Origin of the sequence: Undibacterium sp. RuTC16W, assembly GCF_049339445.1 — a bacterium.
Taxonomy (GTDB): domain Bacteria; phylum Pseudomonadota; class Gammaproteobacteria; order Burkholderiales; family Burkholderiaceae_D; genus Undibacterium.
In genome coordinates this window covers 19,356-35,776 of sequence record NZ_JBMPPE010000010.1, presented here as the reverse complement: position 1 = coordinate 35,776, position 16,421 = coordinate 19,356, and the positions used below count along the sequence as shown (strand labels likewise).

General features: G+C 47.0%; 13 protein-coding genes. 7 read left to right on the top strand and 6 right to left on the bottom strand.

What is annotated here, in order from left to right; all coding sequences use genetic code 11:
• The first annotated feature begins 397 nt into the window (after window positions 1–397).
• A complete protein-coding gene (locus tag ACO0K4_RS16935) occupies window positions 398–2,773 on the top strand; it encodes a TonB-dependent receptor (protein ID WP_422957846.1) in 2,376 nt (791 codons plus the stop codon).
• Between the two features lie 128 nt (window positions 2,774–2,901).
• The gene (locus ACO0K4_RS16930; protein ID WP_422957845.1) at window positions 2,902–4,611 is read left to right on the top strand and encodes a bifunctional metallophosphatase/5'-nucleotidase; all 1,710 of its coding nucleotides are present in this window, start codon (window positions 2,902–2,904) and stop codon (window positions 4,609–4,611) included.
• Window positions 4,612–4,817: 206 nt separating this feature from the next.
• On the opposite strand, the gene ACO0K4_RS16925 is transcribed toward ACO0K4_RS16930, so the two are convergent.
• Window positions 4,818–5,591, bottom strand: a complete 774-nt coding sequence (locus tag ACO0K4_RS16925) for an exodeoxyribonuclease III (protein WP_422957844.1) — start codon at window positions 5,589–5,591, stop codon at window positions 4,818–4,820.
• Window positions 5,592–5,838: 247 nt separating this feature from the next.
• Here ACO0K4_RS16925 and pyrE point away from each other — a divergent pair, with 247 nt between their 5' ends.
• From pyrE to ACO0K4_RS16900, 5 genes are all read left to right on the top strand, one after another.
• A complete protein-coding gene (gene pyrE / locus ACO0K4_RS16920) occupies window positions 5,839–6,504 on the top strand; it encodes an orotate phosphoribosyltransferase (protein ID WP_422957843.1) in 666 nt (221 codons plus the stop codon).
• 203 nt (window positions 6,505–6,707) lie between these two features.
• Entirely contained in the window at window positions 6,708–7,745 is a 1,038-nt protein-coding gene (gene gmd / locus ACO0K4_RS16915; RefSeq protein WP_422957842.1) for a GDP-mannose 4,6-dehydratase, read from the top strand.
• Window positions 7,723–8,655, top strand: coding sequence for a GDP-mannose 4,6-dehydratase (locus tag ACO0K4_RS16910; RefSeq protein ID WP_422957841.1), 933 nt, complete (start codon window positions 7,723–7,725; stop codon window positions 8,653–8,655). Before gmd ends, ACO0K4_RS16910 begins: the two co-directional genes overlap by 23 nt.
• Window positions 8,652–9,848, top strand: a complete 1,197-nt coding sequence (locus ACO0K4_RS16905) for a glycosyltransferase family 4 protein (RefSeq protein WP_422957840.1) — start codon at window positions 8,652–8,654, stop codon at window positions 9,846–9,848. Before ACO0K4_RS16910 ends, ACO0K4_RS16905 begins: the two co-directional genes overlap by 4 nt.
• Window positions 9,849–9,861: 13 nt before the next feature.
• Window positions 9,862–10,977, top strand: a complete 1,116-nt coding sequence (locus ACO0K4_RS16900) for a glycosyltransferase family 4 protein (protein ID WP_422957839.1) — start codon at window positions 9,862–9,864, stop codon at window positions 10,975–10,977.
• A gap of 31 nt (window positions 10,978–11,008) precedes the next feature.
• Here ACO0K4_RS16900 and ACO0K4_RS16895 read toward each other — a convergent pair whose 3' ends face one another.
• Genes ACO0K4_RS16895 through ACO0K4_RS16875 form a run of 5 tightly spaced genes read right to left on the bottom strand, consistent with a single transcriptional unit; the run spans window position 11,009 to window position 16,392 of the window.
• Window positions 11,009–12,952 carry a DUF7024 domain-containing protein gene (locus tag ACO0K4_RS16895; RefSeq protein ID WP_422957838.1) on the bottom strand — a complete coding sequence of 648 codons (1,944 nt, stop codon included), beginning with the start codon at window positions 12,950–12,952 and terminating at the stop codon, window positions 11,009–11,011.
• Window positions 12,953–12,991: 39 nt separating this feature from the next.
• Window positions 12,992–14,314, bottom strand: coding sequence for an NAD(P)/FAD-dependent oxidoreductase (locus ACO0K4_RS16890; protein WP_422957837.1), 1,323 nt, complete (start codon window positions 14,312–14,314; stop codon window positions 12,992–12,994).
• Complete coding sequence (locus ACO0K4_RS16885) at window positions 14,311–14,724, bottom strand: GtrA family protein (protein WP_422957836.1); 414 nt, start codon at window positions 14,722–14,724, stop codon at window positions 14,311–14,313. Before ACO0K4_RS16885 ends, ACO0K4_RS16890 begins: the two co-directional genes overlap by 4 nt.
• The gene (locus tag ACO0K4_RS16880; RefSeq protein WP_422957835.1) at window positions 14,724–15,719 is read right to left on the bottom strand and encodes a glycosyltransferase family 2 protein; all 996 of its coding nucleotides are present in this window, start codon (window positions 15,717–15,719) and stop codon (window positions 14,724–14,726) included. Before ACO0K4_RS16880 ends, ACO0K4_RS16885 begins: the two co-directional genes overlap by 1 nt.
• Window positions 15,712–16,392: an NAD-dependent epimerase/dehydratase family protein gene (locus ACO0K4_RS16875; RefSeq protein WP_422957834.1), complete on the bottom strand. Its 681-nt coding sequence runs from the start codon at window positions 16,390–16,392 to the stop codon at window positions 15,712–15,714. The genes ACO0K4_RS16880 and ACO0K4_RS16875 overlap by 8 nt, the downstream gene beginning before the upstream one ends.
• Window positions 16,393–16,421 lie beyond the last annotated feature (29 nt).

Here is a 16,421-nt window from a genome sequence, read left to right as displayed (position 1 = left end):
CTGCTTTTTTGCTTTAAAGAAGGTATTTCAGTCTTCACGAGACATATTGCACTCTAAAAAATGGTGCGGTAACTGTGAAAATAGATTTTCCCGTTTTTTTTAAAAAATATAGCAATCGTTTGCGCGGTCTTCAATTTTCTTCTTTTTGAATACAAGCAATCGTTTGCGCAATCCTGATAATAAGCTTATTTTTTTGGCATGTTAAATGCCCTAAAAAAGGGAGATGTTGTGGTACTACAACGCTCAGCCTAAGGATTGGAAGTAATTTTCAAATTTATTTGCAACATGTTTTTGTTTTGACTGAAGTCGATCAGCAATATTTCAAGCAGTGAAGAAATTGGTCCCTGATTTATCGTTTTGTAATGAATTCTAAAAACCCTTGATCCAGGAGTAGTAAATGAAACAATCAAGAAATACATCAGCATTTCCATCGCGCTTGTCGATGGTTGCTGTCGCTTGCCAACTGGTGTGTCTGAGTGCCTACGCACAAACAACGCCACCAGCAGAAACTAACGAGCCAACTGATCCTAACCGTGTGACCATCACCGGTAAGAAAGTCGGTATGGGTTTGATGGTGCAAGAAATCGCGCCAAAAGCACGCAGCACGATCACAGCCGAAGAGCTGGCAAAACAGCGTCCGACCGGCAATGCGTACGAAGCTCTGGAACTGATGCCAGCGGTGAATAGCTACAACTACGATGCAACAGGTTTGTTCGGTGGCGGTTTGACATTGCGCGGTTTCAACAGCGATCAGATCGGTGCAACGATTAACGGCGTACCGGTTAATGACTCCGGCAGTTTCTCTGTGTTTCCGCAAGAATTTGTGGATCAGGAAAATACTTGCACGCAGTTCGTAACACAAGGTTCAACAGACGTTGACTCTCCGCAGATCGGTGCGACTGGCGGTAATTTCGGTATCACTACCTGTGATCCATCTAAGACAAAAAATATCCGCCTGATGCAAACAGTCGGTGGCTTGAATTTGTCCAAAACCTATGTCCGTTATGACACAGGCATGCTGGATGAGCGCTCACGTTTCTTTATTTCCGTTTCTCATGCGCAAGCTGATAAATGGAAAGGTGCGGGCGGTGCTAACCGTGACCACGTCGATATGGGATTCCGCATTGATTTCGATCGTTTTAATTCGATCAACGGTACGATCTTGTATAACAAAGCGATTAACCAAAATATCAGTACTTTCAACCTGGCTGATCTGGCTAAAAACGGTTACTACTACGATTACTCAACTCAGTTTATCGGTCACGTAGCGCCAACACCAGGTAAAGCAGGTAATGATCCGGTACAAGCCAATGCTGATACTTACTATCAGTTGACCAAAAATCCGTTTCAGAACGTGATTGCATCTGCTGTTGGCAAATTCCGTTTGGGTGAAGACACTGATTTGAAAGTTACACCATACTTCTGGTACGGATTTGGTACCGGTGGTGTGCAGCAACGCCTGCAAACGGAAGCTGCTTTCCTGAACCAATCAACTGGTAAATTAACTGGCGCAGTCGATTTGAACGGCGACGGCGATACTTTGGATAAAGTAATTGTTGCTAACAGTAGCGTCACGCGTACGAATCGTCCTGGTATCACTGCATCATTGACACATACTTTTGGCAACCACCAGATTTTGGCTGGTTTCTGGGCGGAGCGTGCTGTGCATGAGCAGTTTGGACCAATGGTAGCTGTGGATGCAAACGGCAATTCAAACGATGTCTGGTTGCGTGAGGGCCGTATTTTACGCCCTGATGGTTCGCCGTTCCAAAGTCGCGACTGGAAAACAATTAGCACGGCGTATCAGTTCTTTGCCCAAGACACGATCAGCATGATGGACGATAAACTGAGTATTAACATCGGTTTGCGTGCACCTACAATGAAGCGTGATTTTACTAACAATGCAAATGAAGGCTCCGCCGTCAGCTACAACATTAAGAAAACCTACTCTGAAATATTGCCTCAGTTAGGTGCTCGTTACCAGATCGATTACAACAACTCCGTGTTCGCGAGCTTGGCTAAGAACATGAAAGTACCGCCAAACTTTGTATATGCCACAACAGGTAACGTTGTCGTAACAAACGGTGTGGCGACAATGCCCGTCGATGTGAAAGCAGAAACTTCGTATAACCTGGATTTGGGATATCGCTTACAAAGCGAAAAACTCACGGGCCAGTTCACTGTATATTCGGTTGATTTCCGCGACCGTCAGGCAACTGCTTATGATCCTGTAACGAATCTGAGCAGCTTGACTAGCGTGGGTAAAGTTAAAACTCGCGGTTTTGAAGTTGAATTGGGCAATACACCAGTCAACGGCTGGTCTTTTTACAGCTCACTTGGTTATGCTAAGAGCGAAATTCAGGATAACCTGATCGTTAGTAAAACAGCGACTTTACCAACCGCTGGTAAAGAAATGACATTGACGCCAACTTGGAAAGCAGGTCTGAGTGCACAATATGAAACAGGCGCTTGGTACACACGTTTGAAAGCGAAATATACTGGTAAGCAATGGGCGACAATGACCAATGACGAATTGGTTCCTGCATATACAGTCGTTGGTTTTGACGCTGGCTATCAATTTCCAAACACAACGTATCTGAAGAAGCCAACAATTCGTTTAAGCGTCAGTAATCTGTTGAACGAAGAATATCGCAATCCATCTAGCTTCAACGTAACGAATGCTCTGGCGTACGGTACAGCGGCAGGTAAGTCAGTATTCTATTACTTAGGCGCTCCTCGTTACGCTTCTGTAACGTTCTCAACAGATTTCTAATCTGATAGAGAAAAATGATCGTGACGACATTGAATTACTGACTTAATTCAATGTCATAACAATCTGATTTGTACTAGCCTGCAATATCGCCACGCGTTATTGCAGGCTTTATTTTTTTGGGAACCGATATGTTCAGCACGAAATCTGTCGCATCCATATTCATCGCCTTGTTAGTAACTGCCTGTGCTACACCAAAGCAGTCAGCGGTTAGTTCAGGCCTTACCACTGAAATCACGATTTTCAGTATCAACGATTTTCATGGAAATCTGCAATCGGACAAGCCTATTCCTTACCTGGCTCCGGCGGAGGGGGCAACGTCGAACGGTAAGACCGCAACTAAACCAGCGGGGGGTTATGCCTATCTTGCGAGTATTTTAAAAGAACGTCGTAAATTAGCACCGGCCAGCATACTCGTTGGCGCCGGTGATCTGATCGGTGCGTCACCGATAGGTTCGTCGATACTCAAAGACGAGCCTGTGATTGAGGGCATGAATCAAATTGGGCTGGATGTCACGTCGGTTGGCAATCACGAATTTGATGGTGGACGCCAGGATCTGCAGCGCAAGATCAACGGTGATTGCCCTGCCAAAGGATGTGAATTTCCGGGATTTAAGGGGGCTAAATTCGACTATATTGCGGCCAATGTCATTGATAAGGCCAGTGCGCAGCCGTGGTTGAAACCCTATGTCATCCGTCAGGTCGGCGACATTAAAGTCGCGTTTATCGGTGCAGTGACATCGGATACGCCTAATCTGGTTTCTGCTGAGGGCATCAAGACTTTGCAGTTCGATGAGGAAGCTGCTGCGATTAATCGCTATGTTCCGGAGATCAAGGCGCAGGGTATTTCTGTGATTGTAGTGTTGATACACGAGGGCGCCAATTATGTGGGTGCCGCCAATGATCCTAGCTATCAGTGCGAAGGTTTAAAAGGACCGATTGTCGATATTACCCGCCGATTGGATAAGGCTGTCACGATGGTGGTGTCCGGGCATTCGCATCAAGGCTATACCTGCAAGATTGACGGTCGTTTGCTGGTGCAGGCGCGCAGCTATGGCGCTTATCTGACTGAAACTAAGCTTACGATTAATCGCAGTACCAATCAGGTCGTGTCCGCCAATGCGACCAATTATCTGGTTGATCAGGGGGCATTGGTTGCGGATCCTGTCGCACAACAATTGGTTGATAAAGTCAGTACCCTGACCTCAGAAATACGTCAACGTGTTGTGACGAAACTGGCTACACCGTTGACTCGCTCAAGTGGCTCTCGTGGATTTGACAGCGCTCTGGGTAATGTCATTTCAGACGCGCAATTACAGTTCGGCTTACGCTTTGGGTCGGCTGATGTGTCTTTTATGAATGCAGGCGGTATTCGCAGCGATTTACCTTCCGTGACGGATAGCAAAGAAGTTGACGTTACCTTCGGCGATATCTATGCCGTACAGCCGTTTGGTAATGAGTTGGTCAGCATGAGTTTGACCGGCGAGCAGATCATCGCGTTACTTCAGCAGCAATGGGCAGGACGCGATGCTGACGATCCTAAGAAGCTTTTTGTCTCCAATGGTTTTAGCTATCGATGGAACTCCGCGTCGGATATCTCTCAGCGTATTCAGGATTTGCGTGTACACGGTCAGCCTATCCAGCCAGCGCGTTCATACAAAGTGATTGTGAATAAATTCCTGGCCGACGGTGGCGATGGTTTCACTATATTCAAACAAGGCCAGCAGCGCCAGATTATCGGTCACGATCTTGAGGCGCTCGAGGTCTATGTGCAAGAGCAGGGAAGCAAATTGTCTGGGGTGAAAAAAGACCGGGTAATGCGCAGTGATGTCGTCAAATAATGAGTGCCGACGCTGACAAGTTTCTGTCCGATAATGATAGGAAATAAGGGGAGTATGCCATTTATTCACATGATTCCGCAGTAAGGATAAGCGGAATCATGTAATACAATTGCATACTACTTAGGAGTATGTAAAATTCGTTCGTTATCTTGTTTGCCGCATGTCCGTCTCAGGATGGTGACGATGTCAGGTAGGCAGACCTAGACTTAGGCGTACTCAATGATCAGTGGTGCGTGATCGGAAAACCGTTCTTCTTTATAGATAAAGGCATGCTTCGCCTTTGCCGCGATGCCGGCAGTTGCCACATGATAGTCAATACGCCAGCCGACGTTATTTGCCCACGCCTGCCCACGATTGCTCCACCAGGTATATGCGTCACCGGTTGTTTCCGGGTGTAAGCGGCGATACACGTCTACCCATCCTAGCTCCTCAAACAAGGTCGTCATCCAGGCGCGCTCTTCAGGTAAAAAGCCGGAATTTTTTTGATTGCTTTTCCAGTTTTTCAGGTCAATCTCTTTGTGTGCAATATTCCAGTCGCCGCAAATAACCAGCTCCCGTCCCTCTGCGATCAGGGAGGCTAGATGTGGCATGAACAAGTCCATAAAACGGAATTTTGCTTCCTGACGCTCAGGCGAGGAGGAGCCGGACGGGCAATATACAGAAATCACCGATAAGTTACCGAAATCACAGCGCACATAACGGCCCTCTGCATCGAATTCAGGACTGCCAAAACCGATTTTTACCGCATCAGGTTTTTGTTTGCTGTATACGCCGGTACCCGAGTAACCTTTTTTCTCCGCATAATGAAAATGTCCGTGATAGCCATGCGGCATCAAAAAATCACCCGTCATATCCGGCTCTTGCGCCTTCAGCTCCTGTACACAAACAAAATCAGCCTGCTGTTGATTCATCCATTCAAAAAAGCCTTTTTTTGCTGCAGAACGTATGCCATTGAGATTGGCTGAGATGATTTTTGTCATAACAATATGATATCGGTTGAAATGTAAGGTAAAAAGAATACCAGATGATTCTGCGTCCGGGGATTGTGTTGATTTTCAAATCTCATTTTCGCTTTGAAAATCAGCATAACAACAGGCTGGGTCTATCACCTAAAAAGAAGCCCGCCTCAGATCATAGTTTATACTTCCGAGTTTGACGATTAACCGCAATCTATTATGCTTGTCTGAGAGGCCGCCTGGTGCTTTCTGACAGAAAAAAGAGATCATTTTGAAAAATTTAAAACAAGAATTTATTCGCTTTTCGGTTGATGCCGGGGTTATCCGCTTTGGAGAATTTGTTACCAAAGCAGGGCGTAATTCTCCCTATTTTTTTAATGCGGGACTGTTCAACGATGGGGCAAATTTAGGACGTATTGCGGATTTTTATGCACAGACTTTGCTTGATTCTGGCATTGAATTCGATATGCTGTTTGGTCCGGCATACAAGGGTATTACTCTGGCATCTGCCACCGCAGTTGCGCTTGCGGCAAAAGGCCGCAATGTACCGTTTGCTTATAACCGTAAAGAGGCTAAAGACCACGGCGAGGGGGGAACCATCGTCGGTGCCGGATTACAAGGCAAAGTCGTGATTATCGATGATGTTATTTCTGCCGGCACATCGGTGCGCGAATCGGTAGACATGATTCGTCATGCGGGCGCTACCCCATCGGCAGTATTAATTGCTCTTGATCGTATGGAGCGTTCAGGCAAGGATGACGCGTTGTCTGCGCATTCGGCTGTTCAAGAAGTCAGTCAGACCTATGGTATGCCGGTCATCTCCATTGCCAACCTGAATGATTTGTTTGATTGTTTGTCTGCCGCAGGTGCAGATACTCAGATAGCCCGGCACAAGGATGCCGTAGCCGCGTATCGTCAGCGCTATGGCGCGATCTAACTCCTGATCTCCGGTTAAGGTCGCACTTTTACATTCTGTTGCCATTCTGATGCAAGAGTTTGTAAGTAAATCAAGTGACTATTGTATACTGAGCAAGTGTGATCAACGTCACAGGTATATCTCGTCATGAGTGCCCCCAATTGATATGGTCGGTTGAAAAATAAGAAGAATTTGAATATTCGCCTCGGCGAAGAGGTTTATGAATGAGTAAAAAAGCATTAATCACAGGCATTACTGGACAAGATGGCGCCTACCTCGCTGAGTTGTTGTTGGAAAAAGGCTATACGGTGTATGGCACTTATCGTCGCACCAGCTCGGTTAACTTTTGGCGTATCGCAGAATTAGGAATTGAAAACCATCCTGACTTGCATCTGGTCGAATACGACTTGACGGATCTTTCAGCCAGTATCCGTCTATTGCAGACCACCGGTGTGACAGAAGTCTATAACCTTGCAGCACAAAGTTTTGTCGGAGTTTCTTTTGATCAGCCTTTGACAACAACGGAGATTACCGGGATCGGTGCGCTTAATTTGCTCGAAGCAATACGTATTGTGAATTCCGAGATCCGTTTTTATCAGGCATCCACTTCAGAGATGTTTGGCAAAGTACAGGCGGTTCCACAAATCGAGTCTACCCCTTTTTATCCACGCAGCCCTTACGGTGTTGCCAAATTATATGCACACTGGATGACGATTAATTATCGTGAGTCGTATGGTATTTTTGGTTGCAGCGGTATTTTGTTCAATCATGAATCGCCGCTACGCGGTCGCGAATTTGTGACCCGTAAAATCACGGACTCTGTAGCCAAGATAAAACTAGGTAAGCTCGACTGTCTTGAGCTGGGCAACATGGATGCCAAGCGTGACTGGGGATTTGCCAAGGAATACGTAGAAGGCATGTGGCGCATGCTACAGGCTGACAAGCCGGATACGTTTGTCCTGGCAACTAACCGTACAGAAACCGTGCGCGACTTTGTCACCATGGCATTTAAGGCGGCAGATATTCAGTTGAGATGGCAAGGTGAAGCAGAAAACGAAACCGCTGTTTGTACCAAGTCCCATCAGGTGCTGGTCAGAGTCAATCCTAAGTTTTATCGTCCGGCGGAAGTGGAATTGCTAATCGGCAATCCACAAAAAGCGAAAGATGTATTGGGCTGGGAACCTAAAACAAGCTTAGAGCAATTATGTCAAATGATGGTTGAAGCCGACTTGCGCCGTAATGCCAATGGCAACTCATTCTGATCCTGCTGGTAAACCACGCGCCCTCATCACGGGACTGAGAGGGTTTACCGGACACATTCTTTCTCTTGAATTACAGGCTGCCGGATATCAGGTTTTTGGTACGGTTCATGGAACAGATGCGCGCGGTCCTGACACGTATGCGGTTGATCTTTGTGACCGCCTGCGTCTTAACGAAGTGATTTCCGAAGTTCAGCCAGATGTCGTCGCTCATCTGGCTGCGATCTCGTTTGTGGCACATGGTGACGCCGAGGCGATCTATCGGGTGAATGTGCTTGGTACCCGACACTTACTCGAGTCTCTTGCCAGTCTTGAGAAGCGACCACGCGCCGTTTTATTGGCGAGTAGCGCTAATATTTACGGCAACACCAGAACTGAGATTATCAGTGAGCTTGAACCAGCAATGCCAGCGAACGACTATGGCGTCAGCAAGCTTGCGATGGAGCATGTTGCACGGTTATGGATGGATCAACTGCCGATCATCATTACGCGCCCGTTTAATTACACTGGGGTAGGCCAACCAGAGAATTTTCTTTTACCAAAGATCGTCAGTCATTTTCGCCGTAAAGCCCGGCACATTGAATTAGGTAATCTTGACGTTGCCAGAGACTTTTCCGATGTTCGCATGGTGGCAAAAGCGTATGCGCGTTTGCTAGAGTTGGCACCTGCTGGTCAGACTTTTAATATCTGCTCCGGTACTTGCTACACGCTGCGCCAGATTATTCATATGGCAGAGACCTTAGCCGGTTATGAGATCGATGTTCGCGTTAATCCTGCGTTTGTCCGGGCGAATGAAGTGCATAAACTGATGGGAGATCCATCTAAATTACAGCAGTACATAGGTAAGTTACCGTCGATCCCTCTGCAAGATACGCTGGCGTGGATGTTGAATGCAGAGAGTGTGTCAGTATGAACATTATCTTATCTACCGAGGCGATTCGCCCACCATTGGCCGGTATCGGAAGATATGCATGGGAGTTGGCAACACGCTTGCCGCTGCAGACAGACATTGAATCAGTAAGATATTTGTCTGATGGTCTCTGGGCCGATTTACCTCGCATTAACTCTGCGACGGGTCTTGTCGGTAACGCCGATCAAAAGCCGATGGAGCCACCTCCTGCACCACAGCTCAATTATAAAGGCCGGATGCGCCAGCGCCTTGGACGCTTGCCGTTTGTCGCCAGAGCATACGGTGCACTGATCCCTCTGATGGCTAGTCGCCAGCTAAATAAGGTCTCCAAGGGTATTTTTCATGGACCTAATTACTTCGTTCCGAACACTCGTTTGCCAAGCGTGGTCACAATACATGATCTTTCTGTTTATCGTTATCCTCAATGGCACCCGAAAGCCCGGATTGATCGCATGCATGTAGCGATACCACAAGCGATCAAGCGAGCCAGTCTAGTGTTAACTGATTCTCTCGCGACACGTCTGGAAGTGATACAGGAATTCAGCTTGCAGCCTGATCAGGTGCGCGCAATTCCACTTGGCGTTGATGAGGAATTTTGCCCGCGCTCCACAACAGAATTGACCCCCGCACTGGCAAGATTTGGATTGCAATGTGATGGTTACAGTTTATTTGTATCGACGATAGAGCCGCGCAAAAATTTGATCAACCTGTTAGCGGCTTATCGCATGCTACCTCTTGCTACTCGAAACAAGTGGCCTCTAGTGTTGGTTGGCGGCGAAGGATGGCAAAGCGAAGAAATTCATCTCCAGATTGAACGTGCGGTGACTGAGGGGTGGTTGAAATATCTTGGATTCGTAGATGAACAATTTCTTCCGCTCTTGTATGCTGGTTGCCGTTTATTCGCTTATCCGTCGTGGTACGAAGGATTTGGCTTGCCTATTGCAGAGGCAATGGCAAGTGGTGTGCCAGTCCTCACATCAAACTGTTCTTCCATGCCTGAAGTGGCCGCCGGTGCGGCGATGCTGGTTGAACCAGGTGATGTCACCTCTATTCATTTCGGGTTGAAAAAAGCACTGGAAGACGATCAGTGGCGCGCTATGGCAATTTCCAGAGGTTTGCAACGGGCTGCAGAATTGACGTGGGATGCCTGTGTGAAAAATACCGTGATCGCTTACAAGGTGGTACAAAAGTCATGATGAGCGTGCGCCCATGAAAGTGCTACATTTTTACCGCACCTATTACCCTGACAGCTTTGGTGGGGTAGAGCAGGTGATACGCCAGATGGTCGTTGGCACGGCGCGCCTAGGTGTTAGCGCCGAGGTATTGACTTTAACCCGCGATAAAAGCAACTTTGAGCTCGAGTTCGAGGGGCATCGGGTCCATCGTGCTCCGCTGAATTTTGAAATTGCCTCTACAGGATTCTCATGGACTGCCTTATCCAGGTTTAAAGAGTTAGCTAAGGTCGCAGATGTCGTTCATTATCATTTTCCATGGCCATTCATGGATGTGGCTCATTTTTTCGGCAATATTAAAAAACCGTCTGTAGTGACCTACCATTCAGATATTGTTCGTCAAAAATATTTGCTTAAACTCTACCAGCCATTGAAGCATTGTTTTTTAAACGACGTAGACAGAATTGTTGCTACGTCGCCGAATTATCTTGCTACCAGTCCGATACTGGAGCGTTACAAAGACAAGACAGAGATCATCACTTACGGCCTTGATAAAAGTATTTATCCTGCACCCTCAGCGCAGTTGCTTGATTACTGGCGTCAGCGGGTAGGTGAAAAATTCTTTTTGTTTGTCGGCATGTTGCGGTACTACAAGGGTTTGCACATCTTGCTAGAAGCGGCTGCTGGTAGCGATATTCCGGTAGTCATTGTCGGTGATGGTCCGGTGGAGGCAGATCTCAAGCGTCAGGCGCAAGCATTGGGCCTGAAGAATGTTCATTTTCTTGGCGCTTTACCAGAGCCGGATAAGGTCGCTCTGCTGACTTTATGTTACGCGCTTGCATTTCCCTCACACCTGCGTTCAGAGGCATTTGGTATCTCCCTGTTAGAGGGAGCGATGTTTGGTAAGCCTATGATCTCCAGCGAGATCGGGACAGGAACGACCTATATTAATATTGCGGGTCAGACCGGATTAGTTGTGCCGCCGAACGATCCTCTGGCATTCAGGCAAGCGATGCGCTACTTAGTGGATCATCCGGCAGAAGCTGCTCAGATGGGGGGCAAAGCCCAGCAACGTTATCAAGAGCTATTCACCGCAGAGCAAATGTCGCTGAATTATCTCGACCTTTATCAACGGGTGCTTAACAAGCTTTAGCACTTGTGCTGGCTTGTTATCAGGATCGGATTTATTTGAATGTAATGGATTTGATTGCGATGCCGAGTTGACGTACATCGTTACTAACACCTAATTTTTTGCCGGATACTGCATCAGGTAGGGTCAGATCAATCACCGCGTCCTTACCTGGTTTTTCTGGTAAATCCACGACCATCACGTGTCTTGAATGACTATCGTCGAACAGGTAGTTCTCAGTTGCTTCCCCATTGACCGTTATCATTACTCTTTGTGTAATTTTCTGTACAAGGAAGCCACTGGCATCAATTTCTATTCGTTTAATATGCTGTCTATTGGCAGGTACAGGACAACGAATATGTACGGAATTCGCCTCAGTCCATGTGCCAAAATCTTCCGCAACGCTTAATCCCTGAGCCGTACAGGGGTTGTTTTTGTTCAGGCTCGTAAAATTGATGGTATCAGTGATACCTAATTTTTTTGACAGGCAGGCACCGTCTAGTACAACCAGTGAATTCTCTGGTGCTGCACGCCGGCAGTTGACGTCAATATCATAAGCGGAGCCCGCCGAAGTAAAAATGCTGGCGACATAATTCCAGTCAGCGACCTCAGCACTCAAAGCCAATACTCTCGGCGCTTGAAATAGACCGGTAGAAAACATATATGCTAAATGGGCATCTGATTTCTCTATCGCATATACAAAATCGAATTTCCCGGACGTCCGTGAAGAGAACGATTGTTTTCGATCCAATAACTGGCGCTCTGTTCTTGCCACAGCCGAGGCACTGAATAAATGGTGCGAGGGGAACGCACACACAAATGCAATAGCAGTGAATAAAGAAGCTAGCAAAGGATTGACGTAGTCGGGTATTTTTTTATCGGCATCACGCATCATCCGTGGATGTAATTTATGTACAACTAAAAATACAAAGACAGCAGCTTCGATCAGGCAGACTGTATTCAGGCCAAAAACATACTTTTTGACTGCGTACTCTGAACCTAGTCCAAGGCACAGTGCTAATACTTGAGCCATGCAGAGTCCGGATACCGCCATCCCATACAGACCGATATAGTTGACGGCTTTAAACCGGTCAACAGATCCGGTTTCACGTATTGAAAACCAGATTCTGCATAGGAGACAGGAGCTGATGAAAATGAGACTGCTATAGATCAGATAGGTACTTGTTGCATTAATGTGCTGGACATGAAGCTCACCGTTATGCAGGCTGATCTGACGCATTCTGGCAAACGCAGGATGTAAAAATAACGCCGCACTGGCAGCAAGAGTGTATCCGGCAGTATGGCCTGCGGAGAGCCATTTATTTTTATTGGAATGCCATTGCTGATAAAGCTCAGATCCCAGCAGCGCAATATAAAAACACAACAGTTCCAGCGCTGGTAACAGATGAATACCAACTGCGATATGGATCGCCAGAATAAGGAGACAATTACGCCAGCCCTTTTTCGTTTCTGGATGATCGAAACGCAGAGTCAACACAAGTATTATCAGGATGAAGGCTTGGCCGACAAGTTGCGCGAAGAAATAGTTAACATCAATTTCACTGGCATGCAGATCAAATTGCAGAAAATAGTGATTGATCAATAAAAGTAAACCCGAAGTGATATAGACGAGGATACTTGGTTTCTCCGGTAAGCTCGATAAGATATACGCGATACTCGACCAGACCGCGAAGACGGCAAGTAGTGCTGTTATATGCATTCCCCAAAATGGAGAGTGAGTGATTTTACCGATCAGTGCGGCGATCAGATGACTGCTGCGAGGATAAAAATTCATCTCTGCCAGACTGGCATCTCCGGCATACGGGATGATCAAGGAATCAGAGAGGCGTGCCGTGAGTGCATAGTGATGTGCCAGATCGATTGAAAGACTGGATAGTGAGTCATACGACCACAGCAAGAGGCCCGCCGCAGTCGTCACTATCAACAGGAATTGAACAGTGATTGATACTTTGTGACTGCGTAGCAGGTGTCGGGTCATGTCTGTTTTTGCGGATGGATTGAGAAAGTCGTTTAGCGTTTATTTACTTTGCTGTGCCAGCATCAGATGCGCTACAGCCTTACCTTCACGAATCGCATAGTTGGTACCGCGATCTTCAGGGTAAATCTGCGCCATTGTGCTGATCCACGCATTGCTGAAGGGTGTTTCACGACCAGGTACGTAGCTTGAATAGCCGCGCTCTGTTACCGGTTGTGCGTACTCTGCTCGCCAGATCCGGAAATCGCTGATCCATGAGCGATCAAGTGCTGGAAACATGCGCTGTAGATGCTCCAGAGCGAAATTCAGATAATCCTGATCACCATAACTCCAGAGCGGATCTTCTTTTGCCAAATAGCGCGACAAGAAGACGATGTGTTTTCCGTCATAATTAGCAGGGCTATCAAAATTGGTATGCTCTATCACGCCGACAAAGGGAAACCCGGGATCGTTCACATTAAGCCAGTAAGTATCTGACAGGCTGCGGTCCAGTTCCAGCACCAGACATGCATTAGCCAGATATTTGACCCGGCGCATCTGAGTTAACCACTCCTGATGCCCTGTTCCATCAAAGATGCTGGCAATCACAGGAAATGCCGGAGTAAACAGAAATTGTTTTGCGTTGACGATGCCCTCATCAGTCTGCAATCCGCTGATGTGGCCATCCTGTGCAATCACATTCCTGACTGGTTCTGCGAAGCGAATTTCGCCGCCGAGACGTACGATTTCATCTACCATGGCTTGCGCTAGTCTGCCGAAACCACCTTTGAAATAGGCCAGTTGTTCACCACCCTTGGCATCTCTGGTACTGCCGCGTAACACGAGTTTTTTCCACATCCAGACTGCATTGACTGCCTCTGAAAAAACAGAGAATTTGTTTTCTATCAGAGGTTGCCAGACGATTCTGTAGACGTTCTTGCCGCATAACGGTTCTAGCCATTCTCGTATCGACAAGTGCTCAATGGCTTTCCAATCCTTGACGCGACGAACCTGTAATACCAATAAGCCGAGGCGTATACGGTCAAAGAATGAGAGGGGCTTAAAGCGTAATAAATCCAGCGGCGTAGATAAGCGCCAGTGGCGCCCGTTGAAGTACATGCCGGTTTTGGAGGGCATCGTCACTATTTCTCCCTCCAGACCCAGTTCCTTGACCAATTGAGGCACATACACGTCATTATCAAACCAGTGATGATAGAACTTCTCGATTTTGACGCCATCTTTGAATTCGAACGTGCCGGCAAGTCCACCCGCGGTCGTGTCGGACTCCAGTAGCAGTACTCGCTGGCCCTTACGCGCTAATTCGAGTGCAGCCGTAAGGCCAGTGAAGCCAGCGCCGACAATGGCAGTATCAAATTGCTTATTCATAGTTTGTTTTTTTCATGAAGACCGGTAGTGACATTTGCATTATTGCCAGCCGGATTAAATGTGATTTTTCTGTTCAGGCTGAATTGCAGTACGACCACCATCGGTAAGCTAATGAGCTTGGCAATGCGCGCATCCAGGTTCATCACTTGCACTAAGGCCCAAAGTAGTGCGGCAGAAGCGGAAAAACCGATCAGGGCGATGAGCAAGAACAGCACCAGCCTTTGTAATATCTTATCCCGCATACCGAAGGTAAAAATCCGGTTCAGAAAGAAGCTCATCAAGGTTCCGGCCAGATATCCCATGCCGTTGGCTGCCTGATACCAGGTTCCGCTGGTGACGGCGATGTAAAATACAGCATAATCAGTAGAGACGCCGATGCCACCGCAAAGGCAATACAGTAAAAATTGCATCAGGACGCTTTCACTTGAGACTTTGCATGATCGCGGTCTGGGTTGCTAGCAATCCCTACCGTTTCACCAATCACATATTGAGGACGGGAATTGAGCGTTAATAAAACCCGGCCAAGATATTCGCCCAGCATCCCCAGCGCCAGCAATTGAACGCCACCGACAATAAGGATGGTAACGATCAGAGATGACCATCCTATTGGCATACGGTCCAGGGTAAATTTTTGTATGATTAAAAGAAGTGCCAGCAGGAATCCTAAACCGGAAAAGCAGATACCTGCCAGCGAGGTAATACGTAAGGGCACAATAGAAAAACTGGTCGCCATCTTGAGCCAGAGTGAAAGAGATTTTCTGAAGCTATAACCAGAATCTCCCGCAAACCTGTCATGGTGATTCACATCTACCGTACCGATGTTACGTGTAACTGACAAAATCAGGCCATCGACATAAACATATGGTCCCTGGTAACGCAGTATATCGTTGCGGATGGCCGCTTTCATCGCACGAAATGGCGATAGATATAGCCCTTTGGGTTTTTGCATCAGGTAACCGGCAACGAGATCGTTGATACGGCTGCCGACAATTTTCCAACTTGCATGCTGACGTTTTTTGAAGCGTGCATATACGACGTCACGGCCTTTTTCCAGTTCGTCCAGAAGTGCAGGAATGTCGGAAGGAGAATGCTGTAAATCATCATCCATTGTCACGATAATCTTGCCGCGTGTTTGTGCAAAGCCAGCCATCAAGGCATTGTGTTGTCCTGCATTCATCCGTAGTGAGATGCCACGTACCCAAGGGTAATCTGATGCTAATTTTTCGATCGCATGCCAGCTATGATCAGGTGAACAGTCACAGACAAAAATTACTTCATAGTTGTCGCGCAAGGACTCGATTTCATTGAGCGTTGTATGTAGCCGGGCGACTAGTTCCGGCAGCACTTTTTCGCTGCCATAAACCGGGATAACGAGAGATAGTGCGAAGCTTACAGGTTCATGCATAATATTTCCGGATGAGGTTGTTCACATAAGTGTGATCAAAATGGATGCCCATGCAACTCGCCGCACGAATCGCTATGGTCGCCTCAATGTCATAACTTGCACCACTCTCCAGCACTTCGCACAATGCCTGGATATCCAGAGTATTTTCGAAAATCTTGACCAGATCCTGGATCGATGTGGAGAGTGGATTGGCAATATTGATGATCTGATTGGCAGTATGCTGATGTCGCAGCAAATAAGTGGCGATACTACTGACATCCTGCACGTCAATTAAATTCCTTCGGGCATGACGCCAAATTTTAAATGGCAAACGTGAGCTGATTTGCTGGTGCAAATAATTGGTTAATGTATGCGGATTGTTTGTTTTTCCTACCACTTGTGGCAGACGGAATACCGTCATTGCTCCGGCATTCAACACTAACTCTTCCATCTCAATTTTATGCCGGACATACGGAGATTCGGTTAATTTAGGATCATATACAGAGCAAGTGCTGAAATAGACCGTTGTTTTGTTTTGTGTCAGCGCAGATGTCAGTAAAACTTTTTCGCGTGCAAATGCCTCTGCATTTGTTTCCAAAGAATTAGACACACCGGAGGCAAATATCAGATGCCGCGCATCAGAGGCAAAAAGTGGTGCAAATGCCCGTGCCAGCAATCCGTTTCCAATAATCATATTGACAACTCAGTTGATGCAAAAATAAA

Excerpts from the sequence above, each read along its gene's own strand:
- ACO0K4_RS16935 (WP_422957846.1), top strand. The coding sequence starts at position 398 with ATGAAACAATCAAGAAATACATCAGCATTTCCATCGCGCTTGTCGATG.
- ACO0K4_RS16930 (WP_422957845.1), top strand. The coding sequence starts at position 2,902 with ATGTTCAGCACGAAATCTGTCGCATCCATATTCATCGCCTTGTTAGTA.
- ACO0K4_RS16925 (WP_422957844.1), bottom strand. The coding sequence starts at position 5,591 with ATGACAAAAATCATCTCAGCCAATCTCAATGGCATACGTTCTGCAGCA.
- gmd (WP_422957842.1), top strand. The coding sequence starts at position 6,708 with ATGAGTAAAAAAGCATTAATCACAGGCATTACTGGACAAGATGGCGCC.
- ACO0K4_RS16910 (WP_422957841.1), top strand. The coding sequence starts at position 7,723 with ATGCCAATGGCAACTCATTCTGATCCTGCTGGTAAACCACGCGCCCTC.
- ACO0K4_RS16905 (WP_422957840.1), top strand. The coding sequence starts at position 8,652 with ATGAACATTATCTTATCTACCGAGGCGATTCGCCCACCATTGGCCGGT.
- ACO0K4_RS16900 (WP_422957839.1), top strand. The coding sequence starts at position 9,862 with ATGAAAGTGCTACATTTTTACCGCACCTATTACCCTGACAGCTTTGGT.
- ACO0K4_RS16895 (WP_422957838.1), bottom strand. The coding sequence starts at position 12,952 with ATGACCCGACACCTGCTACGCAGTCACAAAGTATCAATCACTGTTCAA.
- ACO0K4_RS16890 (WP_422957837.1), bottom strand. The coding sequence starts at position 14,314 with ATGAATAAGCAATTTGATACTGCCATTGTCGGCGCTGGCTTCACTGGC.
- ACO0K4_RS16885 (WP_422957836.1), bottom strand. The coding sequence starts at position 14,724 with ATGCAATTTTTACTGTATTGCCTTTGCGGTGGCATCGGCGTCTCTACT.
- ACO0K4_RS16880 (WP_422957835.1), bottom strand. The coding sequence starts at position 15,719 with ATGCATGAACCTGTAAGCTTCGCACTATCTCTCGTTATCCCGGTTTAT.
- ACO0K4_RS16875 (WP_422957834.1), bottom strand. The coding sequence starts at position 16,392 with ATGATTATTGGAAACGGATTGCTGGCACGGGCATTTGCACCACTTTTT.